Here is a 21,227-nt window from a genome sequence, read left to right as displayed (position 1 = left end):
ACTCACAAATAAAATATGATTTCATCTGTGAGTGCCAGAGCATAACCTTGATTATCCTCCCATTGCAGCGCCAGCCCGATGAAGTTTCCGACCTGAGCGATATCGATTTCGGAATGAGGACTTGGGCTTCCCAGGTCATTCATGAAAAAATATTTCATGAATAAAATGGATTTTTCATCAAAATCCCCTACAATCCGGCCCCAGAAACCCTCCGCTTTTGCGATCCCGCTCCTTATTGCGCCCTCAAACGCCATGCCCAGAACCCGCAAAATCAATCCCGCCGAGGTCCCTGCCGTGCAGACGGCCGCCGACCATGAAGAGGAAAACGCCAGCGGCAAGACGCGCTATGCCGCGCCGGCGCTGGACAAGGGGCTCGATATCCTGGAGTTGCTGAGCCGCTCGGAACAGATGCTGACCCTGAACCAGATCTCGCGGCAGCTGGGGCGCAGCGTCAATGAAATCTTTCGCATGGTGGTCACGCTGGAGCAGCGCGGCTACCTGGTGGCCGACAACGATCACTACCGCCTGTCGCTGAAGCTCTTCGAGCTGGCGCATCATCACCAGCCGATCCGTTCCTTGGTCAGCACCGCCCTGCCCCATATGCGCGAGCTGGCCAACCGCGCCATGCAGTCCACGCACCTGACGGTCTATGAGGCGGGACGGGTGATCGTGGTGGCGCAAGTGGACAGCCCCGAACGCTGGGCCTTCGGCCTGAAGGTCGGTGCGCTGGTGAGCCTGACCGATACTGCCTCGGGCCATGTGCTGCTGGCTTTTCGCGATGAGGCCGAGCGCGCCGGCATGCTGGCCGCGCACGTGCGCATGGATGGCGAACAGGAAATCGAGACGGCGCAACTGATGCGCCAGATCGAGGACACGCGCAAACGCGGCCACTCGCGCATGGAGAGCCGGCAGATCCGTGGCGTCATCAACCTGTCCTACCCGGTGATGGGGGCCAACAACCGCATGCTGGCAGCCTTGAACGTGCCCTATATCGAACGCATCGACAAGAAGGTCAATCCCAGCCTGGACGAGGTGCAAGGCATCGTCCAGGAAGTCTCGGCGCGGCTGTCGCGGCTGATGGGGGATTCGAGTTTCGGGTCCTGAATCCGGACCCGCTGCAAGTGCGACGTGCGGGACGAATGCCGCACGGCAATGGAGACATCAGTGAGACATCAGCCGGCGAAACGCACTTCGGGCAGACCGCGCACATCCAGGCCCGGCACGCTGAAGAGCGCACCGGCCAGCGCATCCTCGGCACGCTGTTCGGCGCTCATGCCTTCGTGGGCTGTGGTCACGAACAAGGTATCGAAGGCAGCGCCCCCGAAGGCCACGCAGGAAGGCTGCGCCGTGGGCATGTCGATGATGCGGTCAACGCAGCCATCGGGTGCGAAACGCACCACGCGCGCACCGCCCCACTGGGCATTCCAGAGGTAGCCGTCAGCGTCGACGGTCGAGCCATCGGGGCCGCCCGGCTGTTGCGCCAGGTCGGCAAAGAGGCGTTGATGGGTGACCGCGCCGCTGGCGGTGTCGTAATCGCACACCATGATCTTGCCGGCCATGGAGTCGCAGTGATACATCAGCTTGCCATCGAGGCTGAAGCAGATGCTGTTGGAAATGGCGATGCCCGGCAGCGCCAGGCGCTCCAGGCTCAGGTCGGCATTGAGGCGATAGAAGCTGGCGATGGGCGCGCGGCCCGCGTCCTCATTGAGCGTGCCGAAGACGAAGCGGCCCTGGCGGTCGCAGCGGCCATCGTTCAGGCGTGTGGTCGGCAAGTCGCCTTCGATGCGGCAGATCGGGGTCATGCTGCCGGTGTCCAGGTCGAAGAAGGCCAGGCGCGAGGCCAGTCCGATCAGCAGCCGCTTTGGATCGGCCGTGAAGGCAAAGCAGCACAGGCGTTCCGGCATGGCCCAGCTGCGGGTGGCGCCGCTGGCGGGGTCGTGATTCCACAGGCGGGAAGCATGGATATCGGTCCAGAAGACCGTCTGCGAGCGCTCGCACCACAGCACGCCTTCGCCCAGTTCATGATGTCCGTCAACCAGCAATTGCGCATTCATCAGGGTTCCGCCTACCAATCAAGTCAATGAAACAAACGATATAAATGATTTGAAGAACGTCGTAAAACGTCCCTCGCAACGACAAAAAAGGGTGGGCTTGCGCCCACCCTCAACTACATCAAGACCACCTCAGGAAGGATTACGTTACTGCTATTCGTTACATCAGAACGAGTGGGCGATACCGAAGTAACCGCCGGTCTGCTTCAGGCCGGAAACGCCGCTTTCAGCACCGTTTTCCAGGATGTGACCAGCGCCGGTGCCGTTACGCACGGTGCCCACGTCGACGTACAGCAGGGTACGCTTGGACAGGAAGTAGTTCACGCCAGCCATGTACAGGTTGGCCGTACCACCGCCGTTGGCGACGCCAGCCGAACTGACCGAAGCGTTGTTGGCGTTGACGTGGAACCACGAGGCGACCAGTTGCAGTTGCGAGGTCACGTCATAGTTGGCACCCAGCCAGTAGTGGTTGGCGCGGTTCGGAGCGCCTGCGGGAGCGTTGGAGGCACGCAGGTTTTCGTAACCGACGAACATCTTGAGCTTGTCGAACTTGTAGGTACCACCCAGGATCAGCTCCTTGGAGTGACCCCACAGGTCGCTGTAGTTGCCGTTGGCATCACGCACGACGTCATAGATGGCGCGCAGTTCCAGGCCGTTCTTCTGGTAGGCCAGCGAGATGCCGTCCTTGCGGCCGTCACTGGAACCGGCGTTGGTCACGCCACCGTTGAACGAACCCGGCTTTTCGCCCAGGCTGGTCTGCAGGTTGACGGTGAAACCGGCCATGTCAGGGCTGTTGTACTCGATCACGTTGGACGCGCCCGGCCAGTTGCGGCCGTTGACCAGGACCGAGGTGCCGATGGCCTGCTGGCCGGTCGGATCGAGGTACCAGACGTCGTTGTTGATGAACAGGTTCTTGCCGAACTTGATGGAGCCGGCGCTGGCCGACGACAGGCCGACGTAGGAACGACGGTTGAACAGTGCGTTACCGTTGCTGGTATCGGAACCGTTGAAGCTGCCCTTGGTCGAGTTGAAACCGGATTCCAGCAGGAAGAAGGCATTGGTACCACCGCCCAGGTCTTCCGTGCCCTTGAAGCCGATCATGCTGGTGCCCCATTGGTTGTTGGCAGCGCTCCACTTGGTGCCCTTGCCGTTGGGACCGGCGTTGGTCTGGAAGTCGATACCGGCGACCACGCGGCCGTAGATGGTGACACTGCTTTGCGCCTGCGCCTGTGCCGAGAACGCACCCATCAGCGCGAGCGCGCACAGGGTCTTTGCTCCAATAAAGGATGGCTTCACTTGCTTCATGAATAGTCTCCGTGGATATTGCCGTTTAAAATTTTTTTCGTCGGTGGGCTTGGCCGTGCAGCGTTGCACTTCAGACCCCTGGATCCTGACGGACTCCTGACAGTCTCCCAACTTGTTGTTTTTGATGCTGCCCGACCTTCTCTTCTTTCATTCCGCTGCTGCGTGGGTTGTCTCCTGTACAGCCCGGAATGTGGCTAGATACTAAGTATTCGGTTCATGTCTTTCCAATGAAATCTTTAGCAATTCCGATATGCGATTTGATATCATCAATTCCTAATAAAAAAACGATTGAAAAAATTTAGAAAACCGTCCCCGGAGACTTATGAAAAACAGTGACCCGAACTGGTTTCTGCGGGCGCGATTGAAGACCCGTCAGCTCCTTCTGCTGATCGCTCTCGACGACACCCGCAACATCCACCGCGCTGCCAGCGAGCTCAACATGACGCAGCCGGCTGCTTCCAAGCAACTCAAGGACCTCGAAGACATGCTGGGCGTGTCGCTGTTCGAGCGCCTGCCGCGCGGCATGCGGCCCACCATCTATGGCGAGGCCATGATCCGCCATGCGCGCATGGCCCTGACCAGCCTGTCCAAGGCCCACGAGGACATCGTGGCCCTGAAATCGGGCCTCTCCGGCCAGGTCGACGTGGGCGTGATCCTCTCGCCCGGCATGGCCCTGTTGCCGCCAGCCATCGCGCGGGTCAAGGAACAGGCCCCGATGCTGCGCATCGGCGTGGAGGTCGAGAGCAGCAACATCCTGCTCTCGCGCCTGCTGCATGGCGAGCTGGACTTCATCATCGGCCGCATCCTGGATGAGGAAGCGCGGGGCGGGCTGCTCTATGAAGAGCTGGCCGACGAGCCGGTGTGCGCCGTGGCGCGCGTGGGCCATCCGTTCCACACCCGCACCGACCTGAGCCTGGCCGACCTGGCCAGCGAGGCCTGGATCATGGCCCCCAAGGGCAGCATCCTGCGCGCCCGCTGCGACCAGATGTTCCGCGAGCAGGGCCTGGCGCCGCCCTCCAACGTGGTCGACACCACCGCCATCCTGTTCATCACGAGCCTGTTGCAGCAGACCGATTTCATCTACGCCATGCCCACCGAAGTAGCGCGCTACTACACCCAGGCCCGCCTGATGGATATCCTGCCCATCGAGCTGCCCTGCCGCATGGCCGGCTTCGGCATCATCACGCGCCAGGACAACCTGCTCTCGCCAGGGGCCAACCTGGTCCTGCAAGCCATCCGCGAAGTGGCGAAGATGATCTACTGATCCACTCCGGCTGCCCGGCCATCTGCTTGCCGGGGTCGGTTGGCTGCGTCGAGTTTTATTAAGAAATGTAAGGTAACGTAAGACTCTCTGAATTCGGCCGCCCGCACGGCATCAAAACAGAATTCACGCACGCCGAAACTTTAAAAAAACGCGACTAAAAAACAACACTTCAAACGCGTAAAAAACTAAGTTTTTCCAAGCTGTCATACAGCTTTTTTCTGAAACCGGCTCACTTTCCGTCCCGCCTCCAAACCCTTTTGGCGTTTGCGCAAAATTTGCGCAAAAAAAAGAGTCGCCATTTGGCGACTCTTTTTAGTCCGATGCGCAGATGCGCCTCAGCAACCTGTCACACCCAGCTGGCGTCGACGATGAATTCCTGCGCGGTACACATTGCGCTGTCGTCGGCGGCCAGGAACAGCACCATGCGCGCCAGGTGCCACGGCAGCAGGTCGCCCTGCAGGCACTGGTTGCGGGCAATCGCCTTCTTGCCTTCTTCATCCAGCCACAGCTGGATCTGGCGCTCGGTCATGACCCAGCCCGGTGTCACGGTATTGACGCGGATCTTGTGCGGACCGAGGTCGCGTGCCAAGCCGCGGGTCAAGCCCAGGGTCGAGGCCTTGGCCGTGGTGTAGACCGGGAAGCCGCCGCTGGACTGGTGCCAGCTGATCGAGCTGAAGTTGATGATGGACCCGCCACCCCGGCGCTTCATGCCTTCCACCACCGCCTGCACGGCGAAGAAGGACGGACGCTGGTTGATGGCGATGCGGTCATTCCAGTACTCCAGCGTCACTTCTTCTAGCTTGTGACGCTGGTCGTTGGCGGCATTGTTGACCAGCACGTCGAAGTCGCCCAAGAGGCCTTGCAGCTCGGCGATGGTGGCCTGGAAGGCCGGGATGTCGCGCAGGTCGCAATGGCGGAACAGCGGCTTGGGGTGACCCGCGGCGGCCACTTCATTGCACAGCGCCTCGCTGGCTTCGGTGGCGATATCGACGAAGGCGACCTGTGCACCTTGTTGCGCAAAGGCTTCGACGATGGCCGCACCGATGCCGGTGCCACCGCCGGTGATGAAGACGCGCTTGCCCTTGAGGCTGGGGAAGTTCGCCAGTTGCACGTTCTGGGGGGTATTGCTCATGAGGTTTCCTTGCAGGCCGGTGCGCGCGCCAGGCGCGGCACCGGCATCATGATGACGGGAAGAAGATCAGTGCGAGTGCTTGGGCACGGCCGCGCCACGGCAACCGACCAGGAAGTCGAAGTCGCAGCCCTGGTCAGCCTGCAGCACGCGGTCCACATACAGGGACTGGTAGCCGCCGACCATCTCGGGCTTGCGCTCGGCCAGCACCTTGGCGCGTTCGGCCAGGCGGCGCTGCATCTCTTCTTCGCTGATATCGAGCTGCAGCTTGCCGGCATAGGCGTCGAGCTCGATGAAGTCGCCATCCTGGACGATGCCCAGCGGACCGCCGGCAGCCGCTTCCGGCGCCACGTGCAGGATCACGGTGCCATAGGCGGTGCCGCTCATGCGTGCATCCGAGATGCGGACCATGTCCTTCACACCGGTGGCCAGCACCTTGGGCGGCAAGCCCATGTTGCCCACTTCGGCCATGCCCGGATAACCCTTGGGACCGACGTTCTTCATCACCAGCACGCAGCTGGCATCCACATCCAGGTCAGGATCGTTGATGCGTTCCTTGTAGTGGTTGAAGTCCTCGAAGACCACGGCGCGGCCGCGATGCTTCATCAGTTCCGGCGTGGCGGCCGAGGGTTTCAACACGGCGCCGCGCGGCGCCAGGTTGCCGCGCAGGATGCAGATGCCGCCATCTTCGATGAGCGGCTTGGCCAGCGGGCGCACCACTTCATCGTTGTAGATCGGCGCATCCTTGACGTTGTCCCACATGGTCTGGCCGTTGACGGTCAGGGCATCCTTGTGCGGCAGCAGGTCGGCTTCGCCCAGGCGGCGCAGCACGGCAGGCAGGCCGCCGGCATAGTAGAACTCTTCCATCAGGTAGCGGCCCGAGGGCTGCAGGTCAACGATGGTCGGGGTGCCACGGCCGATGCGGGTCCAGTCTTCCAGTTCCAGGTCCACGCCGATGCGGCCGGCGATGGCCTTGAGGTGGATCACGGCATTGGTGGAACCGCCGATGGCGGCGTTGGTGCGGATCGCATTCTCGAAGGCCTTGCGGGTCAGGATCTTCGACAAGGTCAGGCCTTCCCAGACCATGTCGACGATACGCATGCCGGACAAGTGCGCGAGAACATAACGGCGCGCATCCACGGCGGGAATCGCTGCATTGTGCGGCAACGACACGCCCAGCGACTCGGCCATGCAGGCCATGGTGGAGGCGGTGCCCATGGTGTTGCAGGTACCGGCCGAACGCGACATGCCGGCTTCGGCCGCCATGAAGTCGTGGATGGTGATTTCACCGGCCTTGACCTGTTCCGACAATTGCCACACCACGGTACCGGAACCGATGTCGCGGCCCTGATGCTTGCCGTTCAACATCGGGCCGCCGGTCACGACGATGGCCGGCACGTCGCAGCTGGCCGCGCCCATCAGCAGGGCCGGAGTGGTCTTGTCGCAGCCGGTCAGCAGCACCACGCCATCGATGGGATTGCCGCGGATCGACTCTTCCACGTCCATGCTGGCCAGGTTGCGGGTCAGCATGGCGGTCGGGCGCAGGTTCGATTCACCGTTGGAGAACACCGGGAATTCCACCGGGAAGCCACCGGCTTCGATGATGCCGCGACGCACGTGTTCGGCGATCTTGCGGAAGTGGGCGTTGCAGGGCGTCAGTTCCGACCAGGTATTGCAGATGCCGATGACCGGCTTGCCCTGGAACTCGTGGTCGGGGATGCCCTGGTTCTTCATCCAGCTGCGGTACATGAAACCGTTCTTGTCGGCGGTACCGAACCAGCCGGCCGAGCGCAGGGTCCGGCTCTTGTCTTTTTTGTCGCTACTCATTGTTGAATTCCCGAATGACAGAAAACGAAGGATCTTGAAAAACGCTTGCACCCGAATGCAAAAGGCGGGCGCCAGGCCCGCCTTGCTTGATCCGGATTACTTGTTCTTGTTGTAGACGTCGAAGCAGACGGCCATCAGCAGGACCAGGCCCTTGATCATCTGCTGGTAGTCGATGCCGATGCCCATGATGGACATGCCGTTGTTCATCACGCCCATGATGAAGGCGCCGATGACCGCACCCATGACCTTGCCCACGCCGCCGGAGGCCGATGCGCCGCCGATGAAGCAGGCTGCAATCACGTCCAGCTCGAAGCCCAGGCCAGCCTTGGGGGTGGCGGTGTTCAGGCGCGCTGCGAAGATCAGGCCGGCCAGTGCCGCCAGCACGCCCATGTTGACGAAGGTGAAGAAGGACACGCGCTCGGTCTTGATGCCCGACAGCTTGGCCGCCTTCTCGTTGCCGCCCACGGCGTAGACGCGGCGGCCCAGGGTGGTGCGGCTGGTGATGAAGGTGTAGAGCACCATCAGGCCGAACATGATGATGAGCACGTTGGGCATGCCGCGATAGGTCGACAGCAGGTAGCTGAAGGCGATGATGGCGATGGCAAAGACACCGTTCTTGAGCAGGAAGAACATGGCCGGTTCATCTTCCATGCCATGCTTGGTCTGCTTGCGGCGGCCATGCAGCTTGACCAGGATCAGCACCACGGCGGCGATGATGCCCACGACCAGCGAGGTGGTACGGAAAGTGGTGTTGTCGGTCAGCTCAGGAATGAAGCCCGAGGACAGCATCTGGAAGGTCTGTGGGAAGGGGCCCAGCGACTGGCCTTGCAGCAGCGCCAGCGCCATGCCCTTGAAGACCAGCATGCCGGCCAGGGTGACGATGAAGGACGGGATCTTGAAGTAGGCGATCCAGTAGCCCTGCGCCGCACCGATCAAGGCACCGGCGATCAGGCAGACGATGGAGGCCGGCACGAAGCCCCAGCCGTAGTCCACCATCAGCACGGCGGCCAGTGCGCCGATGAGGCCCACCACCGAACCCACCGACAGGTCGATGTGGCCGGCCACGATCACCATCAGCATGCCCAGCGCCATGATGACGATGTAGCTGTTCTGCAGGACCAGGTTGGTCAGGTTCAGCGGACGCATCAGCGTGCCGTCGGTCATGATCTGGAAGAAGGCCATGATGGCCACCAGCGACATCAGCATGCCGTATTCGCGCATGTTGTTCTTCAGGAAGCTGCCGTAGTCCTTCTTCTCGACGGCGCCGCTGGCGACGGCCGCAGCGGTCGGTTTCTTGCTCATGTCAATGCTCTCCATTGTCTTGCTCCTCGGGTGCTCTCTGGTCTTGATGGACTTTATGGGTGATGCTGCCGGTTTGGCTCCGGCTTGGTAATGGGGTGTCAGGCGGCTTGCGACAGGCCCGGATCATCGATGCGCTTGTTGCGCATGATGGCGCGCATGATGCTTTCCTGGGTCGCCTCGGCCTTGGGCAGGTGGCCCACGAACTGGCCTTCGTTCATCACGTAGATGCGGTCGCACATGCCCAGCAGTTCCGGCATTTCCGAAGAGATCATGATGATGCACTTGCCCTCGGCCGCCAGCTTGCTGATGATGTTGTAGATCTCGAACTTGGCGCCGACGTCGATGCCGCGCGTGGGTTCATCCAGGATCAGCACTTCCGGCTGGGAGAACAGCCACTTCGACAGCACCACCTTTTGCTGATTGCCGCCGGAGAGGTTGACCACCTTCTGCAGCACGCTGGAACAGCGGATGCGCATCTGCTGCTTGAAATCCGCAGCAATCTTGTACTCGCGCGCCTCGTCGATGACGGTGCGCTCGGAGACGCCGCCCAGGTTGGCCAGCGATATGTTCTTCTTGATGTCTTCTTCCAGTACCAGGCCATCGCCCTTGCGGTCTTCGGTGACGTAGGCGATGCCCTTGTCGATGGCCTTCTCGATGGTGGACAGGTCCACTTCCTTGCCGTGCAGGAAGGCCTGGCCGGTAATCTTCTTGCCGTAGGCGCGGCCGAAGATGCTCTTGGCCAGCTCGGTACGGCCCGCACCCATGAGGCCGGCGATGCCGACGATCTCGCCGGCGCGCACGGTCATGTTGACGTCCTTGATGGCCAGGCGGTCCGAGTGCAGCGGGTGGTGTACGCGCCAGTCGCGCACTTCGAAAATCACGTCGCCGATCTGCGGATCACGCTGCGGATAACGGTCGGCCATTTCGCGGCCCACCATGTGCTGGATGATGCGGTCTTCGCTGATCGGTTCAGCGCGGCAGTCGAAGGTATCGACCGTGGTGCCGTCGCGCAGCACGGTGATCGAATCGGCCACCTTGGAAATTTCGTTGAGCTTGTGCGAGATCAGGATCGAGGCGATGCCCTGGCGCTTCAGTTCCAGCAGCAGCTCCAGGAGCGCATCGGAGTCGCTTTCATTGAGGCTGGCGGTCGGCTCGTCCAGGATCAGCAGCTTGACTTCCTTGGAGAGCGCCTTGGCGATCTCGATCAACTGCTGCTTGCCCACGCCCAGGTCACCGACCTTGGTCAGCGGGGATTCCTTCAGGCCGACCTTGGCCAGCAGTTCCTTGGCGCGCACGTAGGAGTGTTCCCAGTCGATCACGCCGCCACGGGCTTGTTCGTTGCCCAGGAACAGGTTTTCCATCACGGAGAGCAGCGGCACCAGGGCCAGCTCCTGGTGGATGATGATGATGCCCAGGTGTTCGCTGTCGCGGATATCCTTGAAGGCACGTACCTCACCCTTGTAGACGATGTCGCCGGAATAGCTGCCGTGCGGGTAGACGCCCGAGAGCACCTTCATCAGCGTGGATTTGCCGGCGCCGTTTTCGCCGACGATCGCATGGATCTCGCCTTCGCGCACTGCCAGGTTGACGTTGTTCAACGCCTTCACACCCGGGAAGCTCTTCTCGATGCCGCGCATTTCCAGAATGTTGCTCATGATGCTGACCTCTCTTTTGCCGGTCTTGCGTCGAGGACGTAGCCGGACTTGTTTGTCTCTTGCGCGTTGCAGTGGGGCAAGCGCGACTTCCTGAAAGAATTAGTCCCGCACAGAGCGGGACCATGCTGTTCTTCGTACGGTGATTCTTGTTCTTGTTGGGTACTGCGATCTTGCTGCGGGCAGCAGCACCGGAGATGCCGGCCGCCCGCGTATTACATCAAAGGATTACTTCACTTGCGCTTCGGTGTAGTAGCCGCTGCCGATCAGGATTTCCTTCCAGTTCGACTTGTCGACCACGACCGGCTTCAACAGGTAGGAAGGCACAACCTTCACGCCGTTGTTGTAGGTCTTGGTATCGTTGATCTGGGGCTGCTTGCCACCCAGGACGGCATCCACCATGCCGACGGTAACCTTGGCCAGTTCGCGGGTGTCCTTGAAGATGGTGGAGTACTGCTCGCCACGGATGATGGACTTGACCGAAGGCACTTCCGCATCCTGGCCCGAGACGAACGGGAACGGCTGTTGCGGGGTGCCGTAGCCGACGCCGCGCAGCGAGGACAGGATACCGATGGACAGGCCGTCATACGGGGACAGCACGGCGTTGACCTTGGCGTTGGTGTAGAAGGCCGACAGCAGGTTATCCATACGGGCTTGTGCGGTAGCCGGATCCCAGCGCAGGGTCGCGACCTTGTCCATGCCCATCTGCTTGGAACGCACCACCAGCTTGCCGCTGTCGATGTAGGGCTTCAGCACCGACATGGCGCCGTTGTAGAAGAAGAAGGCGTTGTTGTCGTCCGAAGAACCGCCGAACAGTTCGATGTTGAACGGACCCTTGCCTTCCTTCAGGCCCAGGGCCTTTTCCAGCGATTGTGCCTGCAGCACGCCGACCTGGAAGTTGTCGAAGGTGGCGTAGTAGTCGACGTTCTTGGAGCCACGGATCAAGCGGTCATACGCGATGACCTTGACGCCCTTGTCGGCGGCCTTCTGCAGCACGTCGGTCAGGGTGGTGCCGTCGATGGCGGCGATCACCAGCACCTTGGCGCCCTTGGTCAGCATGTTCTCGATCTGGGACAGCTGGTTGGGAATGTCGTCTTCCGCGTATTGCAGGTCGGTCTGGTAGCCCTTTTCCTTCAAGACCTTGACCATGTTGTTGCCGTCGGCGATCCAGCGGGCCGAGGACTTGGTGGGCATGGCCACGCCGACCAGCTGCTTGCTCTGCGCGCTCACTTGGGCGCTGATGGACATCAGGGTCACGCCCAGGCCGAGGGCAATACCGCTCAATACGGATTTGATTTTCATGCTTCGAGTCTCCAGTCTCTATTTATGGAATGGCGTGTTGTAGTTATTTCTAAAACAGCGCCTCTAGTTCTGATGAATGTCATGCAGAGCAACTGTTTTGCGGGCTCTACATTAATTGCTTTACCAATACATTTCTAATGATTTTTTGAGCGTAATGGATATGTTTTTCGGTATAACTCCCTCTATGTAAAGTTATCTTAATTAAGCTTAAAAAATCCCGCCTAAGCCACGGCTGGCGCGGCTTTCGCCGATCCGGCCGATTTGCCGCGCAGGGCTCCCAGGGAAATGACACGCTGCGCGACGCAAAAGACGAACAGCAGCGCACCAATGAAGATCTTGGTCCACCAGGAACTGAGGCTGCCATCGAAGGCAATGAGGGTCTGGATCACGCCAAGGATGAGCACGCCCGTGAGTGTTCCGGCCACGTAACCATAGCCGCCGGTCAGCAAGGTGCCGCCGATGACCACGGCCGCAATCGCATCCAGCTCCACACCCTGGGCATGCAATCCGTACCCGGAGAGCATGTAGAAGGAAAACAGCACGCCGCCCACCGATGCACAGAAACCGCTGAAGGCATACACCAGGACCTTGGTGCGCCCGACCGGCAAGCCCATCAGCAGCGCCGAACTCTCGCTGCCGCCGATGGCGTAGACGGCGCGTCCAAAGCGGGTGCCGTGCGCCATCCAGATCGCTACGGCCAGCACGATCAGGGCAATCACCACGCTGGGGGAGATGAACAGCCCGCCAAACTCCAGCCGCGTCTGCGACAGTTCCACGAACAGCGGCTCATCGATGGTGATGGAATTGATGCTGATGAGGTAGCACAGCCCGCGCGCCAGGAACATCCCGGCCAGCGTGACGATGAAGGCCTGCAGTTTGAAGTAATGGATCATCGCGCCCATCGCCGCACCAAAGCCTGCGCCCATCAGCAGGACGGTGGCAATCACCAGCAGCGGCGGCCAGTGCCAGTTCTGCAGCAGGAAGGCCGCCACCATCGTGGTCAGCGCCAGCACCGAACCGACCGAGAGGTCGATGCCGCCGGAGAGGATGACGAAAGTCATGCCGATGGCCACTACCAGCAGGAAGGCATTGTCGATCAGCAGGTTCAGCATCACCTGCGGCGACAGGAAGCCATCGTAGCCAAACGCCCCGATGACCAGCATCAGCACCAGCAGCGCCACCGTGACCATGGAGGTAAACCACGGCGCGTGCGAAGCGCGCCGCAAGGAAGAAGCAAGCATCATGATTTGGACATCCTCAACATGCGGCGGAACTCCGGCGACTGCGACAGGCAGACCAGGAACACCACGATGGACTTGACCACCATATTGACTTCCGGCGGCACCCCCAGCGAATAGATCGTATAAGTCAGCGTCTGGATGATGAGCGCGCCGATGACGCTGCCCACCAGGCTGAACTTTCCGCCGGCAAGCGACGTGCCGCCCAGGGTCACGGCCAGGATCGCATCCAGTTCCAGCAACAGGCCGGCGTTGTTGGCGTCGGCGCTCTTGATGTTGGAGGCGATCATCAGCCCCGCCAGGCCAGCGCAGGCACTGCAGAACATGTAGACGAAGAAGATCAGCGCGGCAGTACGGATGCCGGCCAGGCGCGAGGCCACCGGATTGATGCCGACCGACTGGATGAACAGGCCCAGCGCGGTCTTCTTCATCAGCAACGCCAGCAGCAGGAACATGGCCCCGGCGATGTAGAGCGAGAAGGGCAAGCCGAACAGGTAGCCCCCGCCTAGGAAGAAGAAGGGCTTGTAATACACCGTCACGATCTGGCCATCGGTGAGCAGCTGCGCCAGCCCGCGCCCGGCCACCATCAGGATCAGCGTGGCGATGATGGGCTGCAGCCCGAGACCGGCCACCAGCAAGCCGTTCCAGGCACCGCACAGCAGCGCCGCTCCCATCGCCGCGCACAGTGCCCACACCATCGGTACGTTGCTGACGTATTCAGAGACACCATTGACCACCACCATCTTGCCGCCGATGAGAACGGCCGCAACAGCACCCGAGATGGCCACCACCGCGCCCACCGAAATGTCCACCCCGCGCGTGGCGATCACCAGCGTCATGCCGAGCGCTGCCAGCATCAGCGGTGCCGCACGGTTGATGATGTCGATCAGTGCGCCATAGAGGTGGCCGTCCTTGATCTCCAGCTTGAAGAAGCCCGGCACCAGCAGGAAATCGATCAGCAGCAGCAAGGCCAGCGCTGCCAGGGGACGCACCAGCGGGTGACGCAGCAGCGCTGCAAAGGCCGGCGCGCTGCCGCTGGCGGCGCTGTCGGGAATCAGTTTGGAATCCATGGATGCACTCATGCGGCCTCTCCCGCGATCACCTGCAAAACCGATTGCTCATCGAGTTCGCCGCGACGGTACTGGCCGCAGGCACGGCGGTCGCGCAGCACCAGCATGCGGTCACTGCAGCGCAGGACCTCGGGAATCTCCGAGGAAATGAAAAGAATGGACATGCCCTTGCGGCACATGGCGATGACGAAATCCATGATCTCCTGCTTGGCCCGCACGTCGATGCCGCGCGTGGGCTCATCCAGGATCAGCATGCCCGGATCGGTGGCCAGCCAGCGCGCCAGCAAGGCCTTCTGCTGGTTGCCGCCGGAGAGCAGGCCGATGGGCGTTTCCAGGTCGGCGGTCTTGATGCCGAGCCACTTGACGTAATCGGCAGCGATCTGGTTCTGGCGCTTGCGCGGGAGCACACGGAACAACCCTTGGCGCGCCTGCAGCGCCAGGATGATGTTTTCGCGCACGGAGAGTTCAAGGATGGCACCTTCCTTCTTGCGATCCTCCGAACAGAATCCGATGCCCGCCGCAATCGCATCGCGCGGATTATCGAGCTTCACGCTGCGGCCTTCGATGCGCAATTGTCCGCAATCGGCGCGGTCGGCACCGAACAGCAGGCGCGCCATTTCGGTCCGTCCGGAACCGAGCAAGCCGCACAGGCCGAAGACTTCACCGCGCCGCAATTCCAGGTCCTGCGGAGACAGCACGCCACGCCGGCCGAAACCATCGGCCTGCAGGAAGACCTCGCCCTTGCCGGATTCATCGGCCGACAGACCTGCAGCCAGTGCTTCGGCACCCGCTTCCACCTTGCGGTGATCGACGGCGGTCACGCCCACCATCTTGTTGACCAGATCCAGGCGCGACAAATCGCCGACCAGGTATTCGCCCTCGCGCACGCCATTGCGCAGCACGGTAATGCGATCCGAGATGTCGTAGGTCTGGTCCAGGAAGTGGGTCACGAAAAGAATCGCCATGCCCTGCTCGCGCAGGCGGCGCAGCACCTTGAAGAGTTGCTGGACCTCGGCTTCGTCCAGGCTGGAGGTCGGCTCATCGAGAATGAGCACCTTGGCCGAGACAGAGAGCGCGCGCGAGATCGCCACCATCTGCTGGATCGCCAGCGGATAGGACGACAGCAGCGCGCCGACATCGATGTCGATCTGCAGCTGCTGCAGCAATTGCCTGGATTGCGCGTGCACGCTCTTCCAGTCGATGCGGCCAAAGCGGCGCGGATAGCGGCCCACGAAGATGTTCTCGGCCACGGAGAGATTGGGACACAGGTTGACCTCCTGGTAGACCGTGCTGATGCCCAGCGACTGCGCCTCCAGGGTGGAGGCCGGCGAAATGGCGCGGCCATCCAGTTCGATCTTGCCTGCATCGGGTTCATGCACGCCGGTCAAGACCTTGATCAGCGTGGATTTGCCTGCGCCATTCTGTCCCATCAGGGTATGCACTTCCCCCGGGAACAGCCGCAGGCCGACATCAGTGAGCGCCTTCACGCCCGCGAATGCCTTGTGGATACCGCTCAATTCCAGCATGGGACGCGCCTGCGTCCCGACAGACATCGTCATCGCAACTCCATCAGAAGCATCGGAATCCTGACGGGCGTGCGCCGTCTGGCGCGCGTCCCCATCAAGCCACACAAGCACCGCGCACGCCCTGGGCAATCCAGCGCGTGCGCAGTACCGTCATGCCGGACTCAATACTTGCGGTTCGGGAATTCCTTGGCCGCCACTTCAGCCGGGAAGATGCCTTCCTCGGTGGTGATGCGCTTGGGGACTTCCTTGCCAGCCTTGATGTCCTTGGCGATCTGCATCAGTTGCGGACCCAGCAGCGGGCTGCATTCGACGGTGACATTGAGCTTGCCGGCCATCATGGCTTCGAAGGCACCCTTGACGCCATCGATGGAGATGATGGTGATGTCCTTGCCAGGCTTCAGGCCCGCTTCTTCGATGGCCTGGATGGCGCCAATGGCCATGTCGTCATTGTGGGCGTAGAGCACGTTGATCTTCTTGCCCTCGGCCTTGAGGAAGGCTTCCATCACTTCCTTGCCCTTGGCGCGGGTGAAGTCGCCGGTCTGCGAGCGGATGATCTTCAGGCGCGGCTCGCTCTTGATGACTTCCTCGAAACCAGCCTTGCGGTCGATGGCCGGCGCCGAGCCCACGGTGCCTTGCAGTTCGACGATGTTGATGTCGCCAGCGGGCAGGGACTTGGCCTTGTCCAGCAGCCAGCGGCCGGCGCGGCGGCCTTCTTCCACGAAGTCCGAACCGATGAAGGTGACGTAGAGCGACTTGTCAGTGACGTTGACGGCGCGGTCGGTGAGGATGACCGGGATCTTGGCGGCCTTGGCTTCACGCAGCACGGTTTCCCAGCCGGACTCCACCACCGGCGAGAAGGCGATCACGTCGACCTTCTGGGCGATGAAGGAGCGGATCGCCTTGACCTGGTTTTCCTGCTTCTGCTGGGCGTCGGCGAATTTCAGGTTGACGCCGGCCTGCTTGGCGGCATCCTTGATCGATACGGTATTGGCGGTGCGCCATTCACTTTCGGCACCCACCTGGGAGAAGCCCATGGTCAGTGGTTTGTCGGCGGCAAAGGCGGGGAAGCTCACGGCGCTGCCCAGGCTCATGCAAATGGCTGCGCCCAGAAGCGCTCTTCTCTTCGAATTCATTGTCAGTCTCCGTTGGCAGGGAATTGTGGACTTCCCTTTGTTCTATGCGTGGGGTGCGCTGCGCCGGAATGCGTTTGATTTTTAGGGTTGAATGGGAAGCGGCGCGGTGCGGTTGGAATCGCGGACAGCCCTGATCGTCCTTGATTCGCGCTCCATATTAGGCAAGCGACCAATTCGCATCCAATGAATTTTTAATGTTTCTCGATATCGTTTCGCGCATCGTTGGGACCGGGCTGTCCGTTCGTGCAGCGTGATGCGGCACACCGGCCTGCCGTTTTGCTTGCCGGCATGCGGCGCGCATTTTTGATATCGTTTGCGATGATTTTTTCATTATTCCCTATCGGAGTGCGGTGATAGGATCAGCCAGATTTTTTTTGAAGCGCACTGCATGAAGACCGGGCGCGACCCCACGTGAGCCAACTCCTTCTTCCTGCCGACGCCTTCAGAGAGCCCCATAGGGGACGACGCGATGGACAACGCGTTCCTGTGCCGACGATGCACGCAGCACTCCATAACAAGACACGAGACAACATGCCATCCCGAGCAAGCGATGCCCGACCCGCAGGCGCCCAGGGGCTGCCGGAAATCCATACCCTGCAATCAGGGCGCCAGCGCCTGCACGTGCTGCCGGCACTGGGCGGCGCATTGGCCGGCTGGGAATGGCAGCGTGAGCGCAAGTGGCTGCCGCTGCTGCGCCCCTGGAGTGCCGACCCGGAAAAGCTGTACGCGACCGCGTGCTTCCCGCTGCTGCCCTGGTCCAATCGCATCACCGGCGGCGGCTTCGATTTCAATGGCAAGCATTACCCGCTGGTGCCCAACCGTGCCGGCGAGCCCTACCCCATCCACGGCGACAGCTGGCGCCAGGCCTGGTCCATCGTGTCCCAGGCCGAGGACCGCATGGCCCTGGAACTGGACTCGGTGCGCTGCGACGGCAACCCGTACGTCTATCGTGCGCGGCAAGTGCTGACCCTGCGCGAGAACGCGCTGGAGATCGAGCTGCGCGTGACCAACACGGGCGACGAAACCTTACCCTACGGCCTGGGCCTGCATCCGTATTTCCTGCATGACGCGCAAACCCGCCTGCAATTCCGCTCGCGCGGCGTGTGGCTGTCCGGACCGGACCGCATCCCCACCGGTTTTTCGCGTGAACTGCCGGCCGGCTGGGATTACAACCGTGCCGCCCCGCTGCAGGGCGGCCTGATCGACAACTGTTTCGAAGGCTGGGATGGCCTGGCCATGATCGAAGATCCCACGCGCGGCCTGCGGCTGCAGATGCACACCACGGATCGCAGCGGCTACGTGCTGATGTACCGCCACAATGGCCTGCCGTTTTTCTGCCTGGAGCCGGTCACGCATCCCATCGATGCCTTCCACCAGCCCAAGCTGCCCGGCCTGATCGCCCTGGCGCCGGGCGAGGACATGGTGCTGCTGACCCGCTTCACGGTCTGCGAGATCGCCCAGGAACCGGTGCGGGCCACCCCCCAACAGACAAGCCTGGCGCGTTGACGCCGGCCACCCATGACGATGACTCAAGAACAGAATCAAGACTGCGCCCTGATCGCCCTCGACTGGGGGACCTCCTCGCTGCGCTGCTATCGCTTCGATGGCCGCGGCCAGGTGGTGGAGCGCCGCGCCCATCCCTGGGGCATCATGAACCTGCCGGCCGTGGGCCATGGCGAGGATGCCCACGCCCCCTACCGCGCTGCACTGGAAGCGGCCTGCGGCGACTGGCTCAAGGCCGCACCGGCCGCGCCCCTGATCGCAGCCGGCATGGTCGGCAGCAAGCAGGGCTGGCGTGAAGCCGCCTACCTCAACGTGCCGCTGGCCCCCGCCCTGATCGGCAGCCAGCTGACCGAAGTCGATACCGGCCTGGGCCGTGCGCTGTGGATCGTGCCCGGCCTGCTGGAAGCCGGTGCCCTGCCCAATGTGATGCGCGGCGAAGAGACCCAGGTCATCGGCGCCCTGCAGACCCGCAGCGAGCGCGAGCTGCTGATCGGCCTGCCGGGTACGCATTCCAAGTGGGTGCGCGTGGTCGAAGGACGCATCGAACATTTCGATACCTTCATGACCGGTGAAGTCTATGGCGCCCTGTGCGGCCACACCATCCTGGGCCGCACCATGCAAAAACCGGAGGTGGCCGATGACGCCGCCTTCCTGCGCGGCGCGGGCGTGGCAAAGAGTGCGCAGGGCCAGACCGGCGTGCTCTCCAACATCTTCAGCAGCCGCACCCTGGGCCTGACCGGCGAACTGGCCGCTGACGCCCAGCCGGACTATCTCTCGGGCCTGTTGATCGGGCACGAGATCGCCGCCCTGAAGAAACTCTATCCCACCACGCCCGGCATCGTCCTCATCGGCGACGCCGGCCTGTGCCGCCGCTACCGGCTGGCGCTGGACCTGTACGGACTGGGCCCGGCCGCCGAGGCCGAGGGCGCCACCGAGGCGGGCTTGTGGATCCTGGCGCAGCACGCTGGCCTGCTGGCCTGATCCACCCCAACGAACAAACGCAATACGCAACACGCACCACGGAAAATACCATGACCACCCAAGCCCAACGATTCCACGACGCCCTGCGCAGCACCGGCATGATCGCCATCCTGCGCGGCGTGCGCAACGACGAGGCCCAAGCCATCGGCGCGGCCCTCTATGAAAGCGGCTTTCGCATCATCGAAGTCCCCCTCAATTCGCCCGAACCGCTGGCCAGCATCAGCATCCTGCGCAAGAGCCTGCCGGCGGACTGCATCGTCGGTGCCGGCACGGTCCTGAAGCCTGCCCTGGTGCAAGACGTCAAGAATGCCGGTGGCGAACTGATCGTCATGCCCCACAGCGATGGCGCCGTGATTCGTGCCGCGCGCGATGCGGGCCTCTACAGCGCACCGGGCGTGGCCACCGTGACCGAAGCCTTTGCGGCGCTGGAGAACGGCGCCGACGTACTCAAAATGTTCCCGGCCGAACAGCTGGGCCCGCAGGTGGTCAAGGCCTGGCGTGCCGTGATCGCCCGCGACATCGCCCTGCTGCCGGTCGGCGGTATCACGCCGGAAGGCATGGCCGTCTTCCGTGCAGCCGGTGCCTCCGGCTTCGGCCTGGGGTCGGCGCTGTACGCGCCGGGCCTGTCGGCCGATGCGGTGCGCCAGCGTGCAGACGCCTTCGTGGCGGCCTGGAAGGCGCTGGGCTGATTTCCCGCACACCCGATTCATCGTTGTCACCGATCGCATAGCGATCATTCATCTACAGAACAGATTAAACGCATAACCGGACCGAACAATGAAAATCACCAAGATCTCCACCTTCATCGTGCCCCCGCGCTGGTGCTTCCTCAAGATCGAGACCGACGAAGGCATCGTCGGCTGGGGTGAGCCCATCGTGGAAGGCCGCGCGCATACCGTCGCGGCGGCCGTGGACGAGCTGGCCGACTATCTGGTCGGCAAGGATCCGCGCAACATCGAAGATCACTGGACCGTGCTCTATCGCGGCGGCTTCTACCGTGGCGGCGCCATCCACATGAGCGCCCTGGCCGGCATCGACCAGGCCCTGTGGGACATCAAGGGCAAGGCCCTGGGCGTGCCGGTGCACCAGCTGCTCGGTGGCGCGGTGCGCAACTCGATTCGCGTCTATTCGTGGATCGGCGGCGACCGTCCGGCCGACACCGCAGCGGCGGCCAAGAATGCCGTGGCCCGTGGCTTTACTGCCGTGAAGATGAACGGCACCGAAGAACTGCAATTCATCGACAGCCACGACAAGATCGAACTGACCCTGGCCAACGTGCAAGCCGTGCGTGAAGCCGTGGGCCCGAACGTGGGCATCGGCGTGGACTTCCACGGCCGCGTGCACAAGCCCATGGCCAAGGTCCTGATCAAGGAACTGGAGCCGTACAAGCTGATGTTCATCGAAGAGCCGGTGCTGTCGGAAAACTCGGAAGCCCTCAAGGAAATCGCCCACCTGACCTCGACCCCGATCGCCCTGGGCGAGCGCCTGTATTCGCGCTGGGACTTCAAGCGCATCCTCTCCGAGGGCTATGTGGACATCATCCAGCCGGACGTCTCGCACGCCGGCGGCATCACCGAGACCCGCAAGATCGCCATGATGGCCGAAGCCTACGACGTGGCGCTGGCGCTGCACTGCCCGCTGGGCCCGATCGCGCTGGCCTCCTGCCTGCAGGTCGATGCCGGCAGCTACAACGCCTTCATCCAGGAGCAGAGCCTGGGCATTCATTACAACGAAAGCAATGACCTGCTGGACTACATCCGCGACAAGAACGTGTTCGCGTATGAAGACGGCTACGTCAAGATCCCGCAAGGCCCTGGCCTGGGCGTCGAGATCAACGAAGAGTATGTCCGTCAGCGCGCCGAAGTCGGCCACCGCTGGCGCAACCCGATCTGGCGCCACAAGGATGGCAGCTTTGCCGAATGGTAAAGCGATAAGCCGAAACCT

18 protein-coding genes are annotated in these 21,227 nt (G+C 62.2%); 6 read left to right on the top strand and 12 right to left on the bottom strand.

Features of this window, described 5'->3' with window-relative positions; genetic code table 11:
* Positions 1–2: 2 nt before the first annotated feature.
* Entirely contained in the window at positions 3–254 is a 252-nt protein-coding gene (locus ACLRDN_RS04670; RefSeq protein WP_413459168.1) for a hypothetical protein, read from the bottom strand.
* Here ACLRDN_RS04670 and ACLRDN_RS04665 point away from each other — a divergent pair.
* Positions 253–1,104 carry an IclR family transcriptional regulator gene (locus tag ACLRDN_RS04665; RefSeq protein WP_413459167.1) on the top strand — a complete coding sequence of 284 codons (852 nt, stop codon included), beginning with the start codon at positions 253–255 and terminating at the stop codon, positions 1,102–1,104. The two genes, ACLRDN_RS04670 and ACLRDN_RS04665, sit on opposite strands and share 2 nt — an antisense overlap.
* A 68-nt stretch (positions 1,105–1,172) precedes the next feature.
* On the opposite strand, the gene ACLRDN_RS04660 is transcribed toward ACLRDN_RS04665, so the two are convergent.
* Both ACLRDN_RS04660 and ACLRDN_RS04655 read right to left on the bottom strand, forming a co-directional pair.
* Positions 1,173–2,054, bottom strand: coding sequence for an SMP-30/gluconolactonase/LRE family protein (locus ACLRDN_RS04660; RefSeq protein WP_413459166.1), 882 nt, complete (start codon positions 2,052–2,054; stop codon positions 1,173–1,175).
* A gap of 162 nt (positions 2,055–2,216) precedes the next feature.
* On the bottom strand, positions 2,217–3,356 hold the full coding sequence (locus ACLRDN_RS04655) for a porin (RefSeq protein ID WP_413459165.1): 1,140 nt from the start codon (positions 3,354–3,356) through the stop codon (positions 2,217–2,219).
* 322 nt (positions 3,357–3,678) lie between these two features.
* Here ACLRDN_RS04655 and ACLRDN_RS04650 point away from each other — a divergent pair, with 322 nt between their 5' ends.
* A complete protein-coding gene (locus ACLRDN_RS04650; RefSeq protein ID WP_008326088.1) occupies positions 3,679–4,620 on the top strand; it encodes a LysR family transcriptional regulator in 942 nt (313 codons plus the stop codon).
* Positions 4,621–4,966: 346 nt separating this feature from the next.
* Here ACLRDN_RS04650 and ACLRDN_RS04645 read toward each other — a convergent pair whose 3' ends face one another.
* From ACLRDN_RS04645 to ACLRDN_RS04605, 9 genes are all read right to left on the bottom strand, one after another.
* Positions 4,967–5,752: an SDR family NAD(P)-dependent oxidoreductase gene (locus tag ACLRDN_RS04645; protein WP_413459164.1), complete on the bottom strand. Its 786-nt coding sequence runs from the start codon at positions 5,750–5,752 to the stop codon at positions 4,967–4,969.
* Positions 5,753–5,818: 66 nt separating this feature from the next.
* Positions 5,819–7,576: an IlvD/Edd family dehydratase gene (locus ACLRDN_RS04640; protein ID WP_413459163.1), complete on the bottom strand. Its 1,758-nt coding sequence runs from the start codon at positions 7,574–7,576 to the stop codon at positions 5,819–5,821.
* A 96-nt stretch (positions 7,577–7,672) separates the two neighbouring features.
* Complete coding sequence (mmsB, locus tag ACLRDN_RS04635) at positions 7,673–8,893, bottom strand: multiple monosaccharide ABC transporter permease (protein WP_413459162.1); 1,221 nt, start codon at positions 8,891–8,893, stop codon at positions 7,673–7,675.
* 83 nt (positions 8,894–8,976) lie between these two features.
* Entirely contained in the window at positions 8,977–10,533 is a 1,557-nt protein-coding gene (gene mmsA, locus ACLRDN_RS04630) for a multiple monosaccharide ABC transporter ATP-binding protein (protein WP_413459161.1), read from the bottom strand.
* A gap of 225 nt (positions 10,534–10,758) precedes the next feature.
* The gene (gene chvE / locus ACLRDN_RS04625; protein ID WP_413459160.1) at positions 10,759–11,832 is read right to left on the bottom strand and encodes a multiple monosaccharide ABC transporter substrate-binding protein; all 1,074 of its coding nucleotides are present in this window, start codon (positions 11,830–11,832) and stop codon (positions 10,759–10,761) included.
* A 221-nt stretch (positions 11,833–12,053) separates the two neighbouring features.
* Positions 12,054–13,076, bottom strand: a complete 1,023-nt coding sequence (gene yjfF / locus ACLRDN_RS04620; protein ID WP_413459159.1) for a galactofuranose ABC transporter, permease protein YjfF — start codon at positions 13,074–13,076, stop codon at positions 12,054–12,056.
* Entirely contained in the window at positions 13,073–14,152 is a 1,080-nt protein-coding gene (locus ACLRDN_RS04615; protein ID WP_039789111.1) for an ABC transporter permease, read from the bottom strand. Before ACLRDN_RS04615 ends, yjfF begins: the two co-directional genes overlap by 4 nt.
* Entirely contained in the window at positions 14,149–15,699 is a 1,551-nt protein-coding gene (locus tag ACLRDN_RS04610; protein ID WP_413459158.1) for a sugar ABC transporter ATP-binding protein, read from the bottom strand. Before ACLRDN_RS04610 ends, ACLRDN_RS04615 begins: the two co-directional genes overlap by 4 nt.
* A 128-nt stretch (positions 15,700–15,827) precedes the next feature.
* Positions 15,828–16,799 carry an ABC transporter substrate-binding protein gene (locus ACLRDN_RS04605; protein ID WP_145605258.1) on the bottom strand — a complete coding sequence of 324 codons (972 nt, stop codon included), beginning with the start codon at positions 16,797–16,799 and terminating at the stop codon, positions 15,828–15,830.
* 531 nt (positions 16,800–17,330) lie between these two features.
* On the opposite strand from ACLRDN_RS04605, the gene ACLRDN_RS04600 reads away from it, so the two are divergent.
* From ACLRDN_RS04600 to dgoD, 4 genes are all read left to right on the top strand, one after another.
* Positions 17,331–18,305, top strand: coding sequence for an aldose 1-epimerase (locus ACLRDN_RS04600; protein ID WP_413459157.1), 975 nt, complete (start codon positions 17,331–17,333; stop codon positions 18,303–18,305).
* 18 nt (positions 18,306–18,323) lie between these two features.
* Positions 18,324–19,283 (top strand): 2-dehydro-3-deoxygalactonokinase, encoded by a 960-nt coding sequence (locus tag ACLRDN_RS04595; protein WP_413460344.1) that lies wholly within the window; start codon positions 18,324–18,326, stop codon positions 19,281–19,283.
* Between the two features lie 50 nt (positions 19,284–19,333).
* Positions 19,334–19,972 (top strand): 2-dehydro-3-deoxy-6-phosphogalactonate aldolase, encoded by a 639-nt coding sequence (locus tag ACLRDN_RS04590; RefSeq protein WP_413459156.1) that lies wholly within the window; start codon positions 19,334–19,336, stop codon positions 19,970–19,972.
* Positions 19,973–20,060: 88 nt separating this feature from the next.
* Positions 20,061–21,209: a galactonate dehydratase gene (gene dgoD, locus ACLRDN_RS04585; protein WP_039789119.1), complete on the top strand. Its 1,149-nt coding sequence runs from the start codon at positions 20,061–20,063 to the stop codon at positions 21,207–21,209.
* Positions 21,210–21,227 lie beyond the last annotated feature (18 nt).

This window comes from Herbaspirillum huttiense (assembly GCF_047300815.1).
In the GTDB taxonomy this organism is placed as follows: Bacteria; Pseudomonadota; Gammaproteobacteria; order Burkholderiales; family Burkholderiaceae_D; genus Herbaspirillum; species Herbaspirillum huttiense_A.
This window is presented reverse-complemented; position numbering and strand designations above follow the sequence as displayed.

What these genes read in the sequence shown, in the direction of transcription:
- ACLRDN_RS04640 (WP_413459163.1), bottom strand. Translation starts at nt 7,576, where the DNA reads ATGAGTAGCGACAAAAAAGACAAGAGCCGGACCCTGCGCTCGGCCGGC.
- ACLRDN_RS04615 (WP_039789111.1), bottom strand. Translation starts at nt 14,152, where the DNA reads ATGAGTGCATCCATGGATTCCAAACTGATTCCCGACAGCGCCGCCAGC.
- ACLRDN_RS04655 (WP_413459165.1), bottom strand. Translation starts at nt 3,356, where the DNA reads ATGAAGCAAGTGAAGCCATCCTTTATTGGAGCAAAGACCCTGTGCGCG.
- ACLRDN_RS04645 (WP_413459164.1), bottom strand. Translation starts at nt 5,752, where the DNA reads ATGAGCAATACCCCCCAGAACGTGCAACTGGCGAACTTCCCCAGCCTC.
- chvE (WP_413459160.1), bottom strand. Translation starts at nt 11,832, where the DNA reads ATGAAAATCAAATCCGTATTGAGCGGTATTGCCCTCGGCCTGGGCGTG.
- ACLRDN_RS04650 (WP_008326088.1), top strand. Translation starts at nt 3,679, where the DNA reads ATGAAAAACAGTGACCCGAACTGGTTTCTGCGGGCGCGATTGAAGACC.
- mmsA (WP_413459161.1), bottom strand. Translation starts at nt 10,533, where the DNA reads ATGAGCAACATTCTGGAAATGCGCGGCATCGAGAAGAGCTTCCCGGGT.
- ACLRDN_RS04660 (WP_413459166.1), bottom strand. Translation starts at nt 2,054, where the DNA reads ATGAATGCGCAATTGCTGGTTGACGGACATCATGAACTGGGCGAAGGC.
- ACLRDN_RS04600 (WP_413459157.1), top strand. Translation starts at nt 17,331, where the DNA reads ATGCCATCCCGAGCAAGCGATGCCCGACCCGCAGGCGCCCAGGGGCTG.
- ACLRDN_RS04670 (WP_413459168.1), bottom strand. Translation starts at nt 254, where the DNA reads ATGGCGTTTGAGGGCGCAATAAGGAGCGGGATCGCAAAAGCGGAGGGT.
- ACLRDN_RS04590 (WP_413459156.1), top strand. Translation starts at nt 19,334, where the DNA reads ATGACCACCCAAGCCCAACGATTCCACGACGCCCTGCGCAGCACCGGC.
- mmsB (WP_413459162.1), bottom strand. Translation starts at nt 8,893, where the DNA reads ATGGAGAGCATTGACATGAGCAAGAAACCGACCGCTGCGGCCGTCGCC.
- ACLRDN_RS04665 (WP_413459167.1), top strand. Translation starts at nt 253, where the DNA reads ATGCCCAGAACCCGCAAAATCAATCCCGCCGAGGTCCCTGCCGTGCAG.
- ACLRDN_RS04595 (WP_413460344.1), top strand. Translation starts at nt 18,324, where the DNA reads ATGACTCAAGAACAGAATCAAGACTGCGCCCTGATCGCCCTCGACTGG.
- ACLRDN_RS04605 (WP_145605258.1), bottom strand. Translation starts at nt 16,799, where the DNA reads ATGAATTCGAAGAGAAGAGCGCTTCTGGGCGCAGCCATTTGCATGAGC.
- ACLRDN_RS04610 (WP_413459158.1), bottom strand. Translation starts at nt 15,699, where the DNA reads ATGACGATGTCTGTCGGGACGCAGGCGCGTCCCATGCTGGAATTGAGC.
- dgoD (WP_039789119.1), top strand. Translation starts at nt 20,061, where the DNA reads ATGAAAATCACCAAGATCTCCACCTTCATCGTGCCCCCGCGCTGGTGC.
- yjfF (WP_413459159.1), bottom strand. Translation starts at nt 13,076, where the DNA reads ATGATGCTTGCTTCTTCCTTGCGGCGCGCTTCGCACGCGCCGTGGTTT.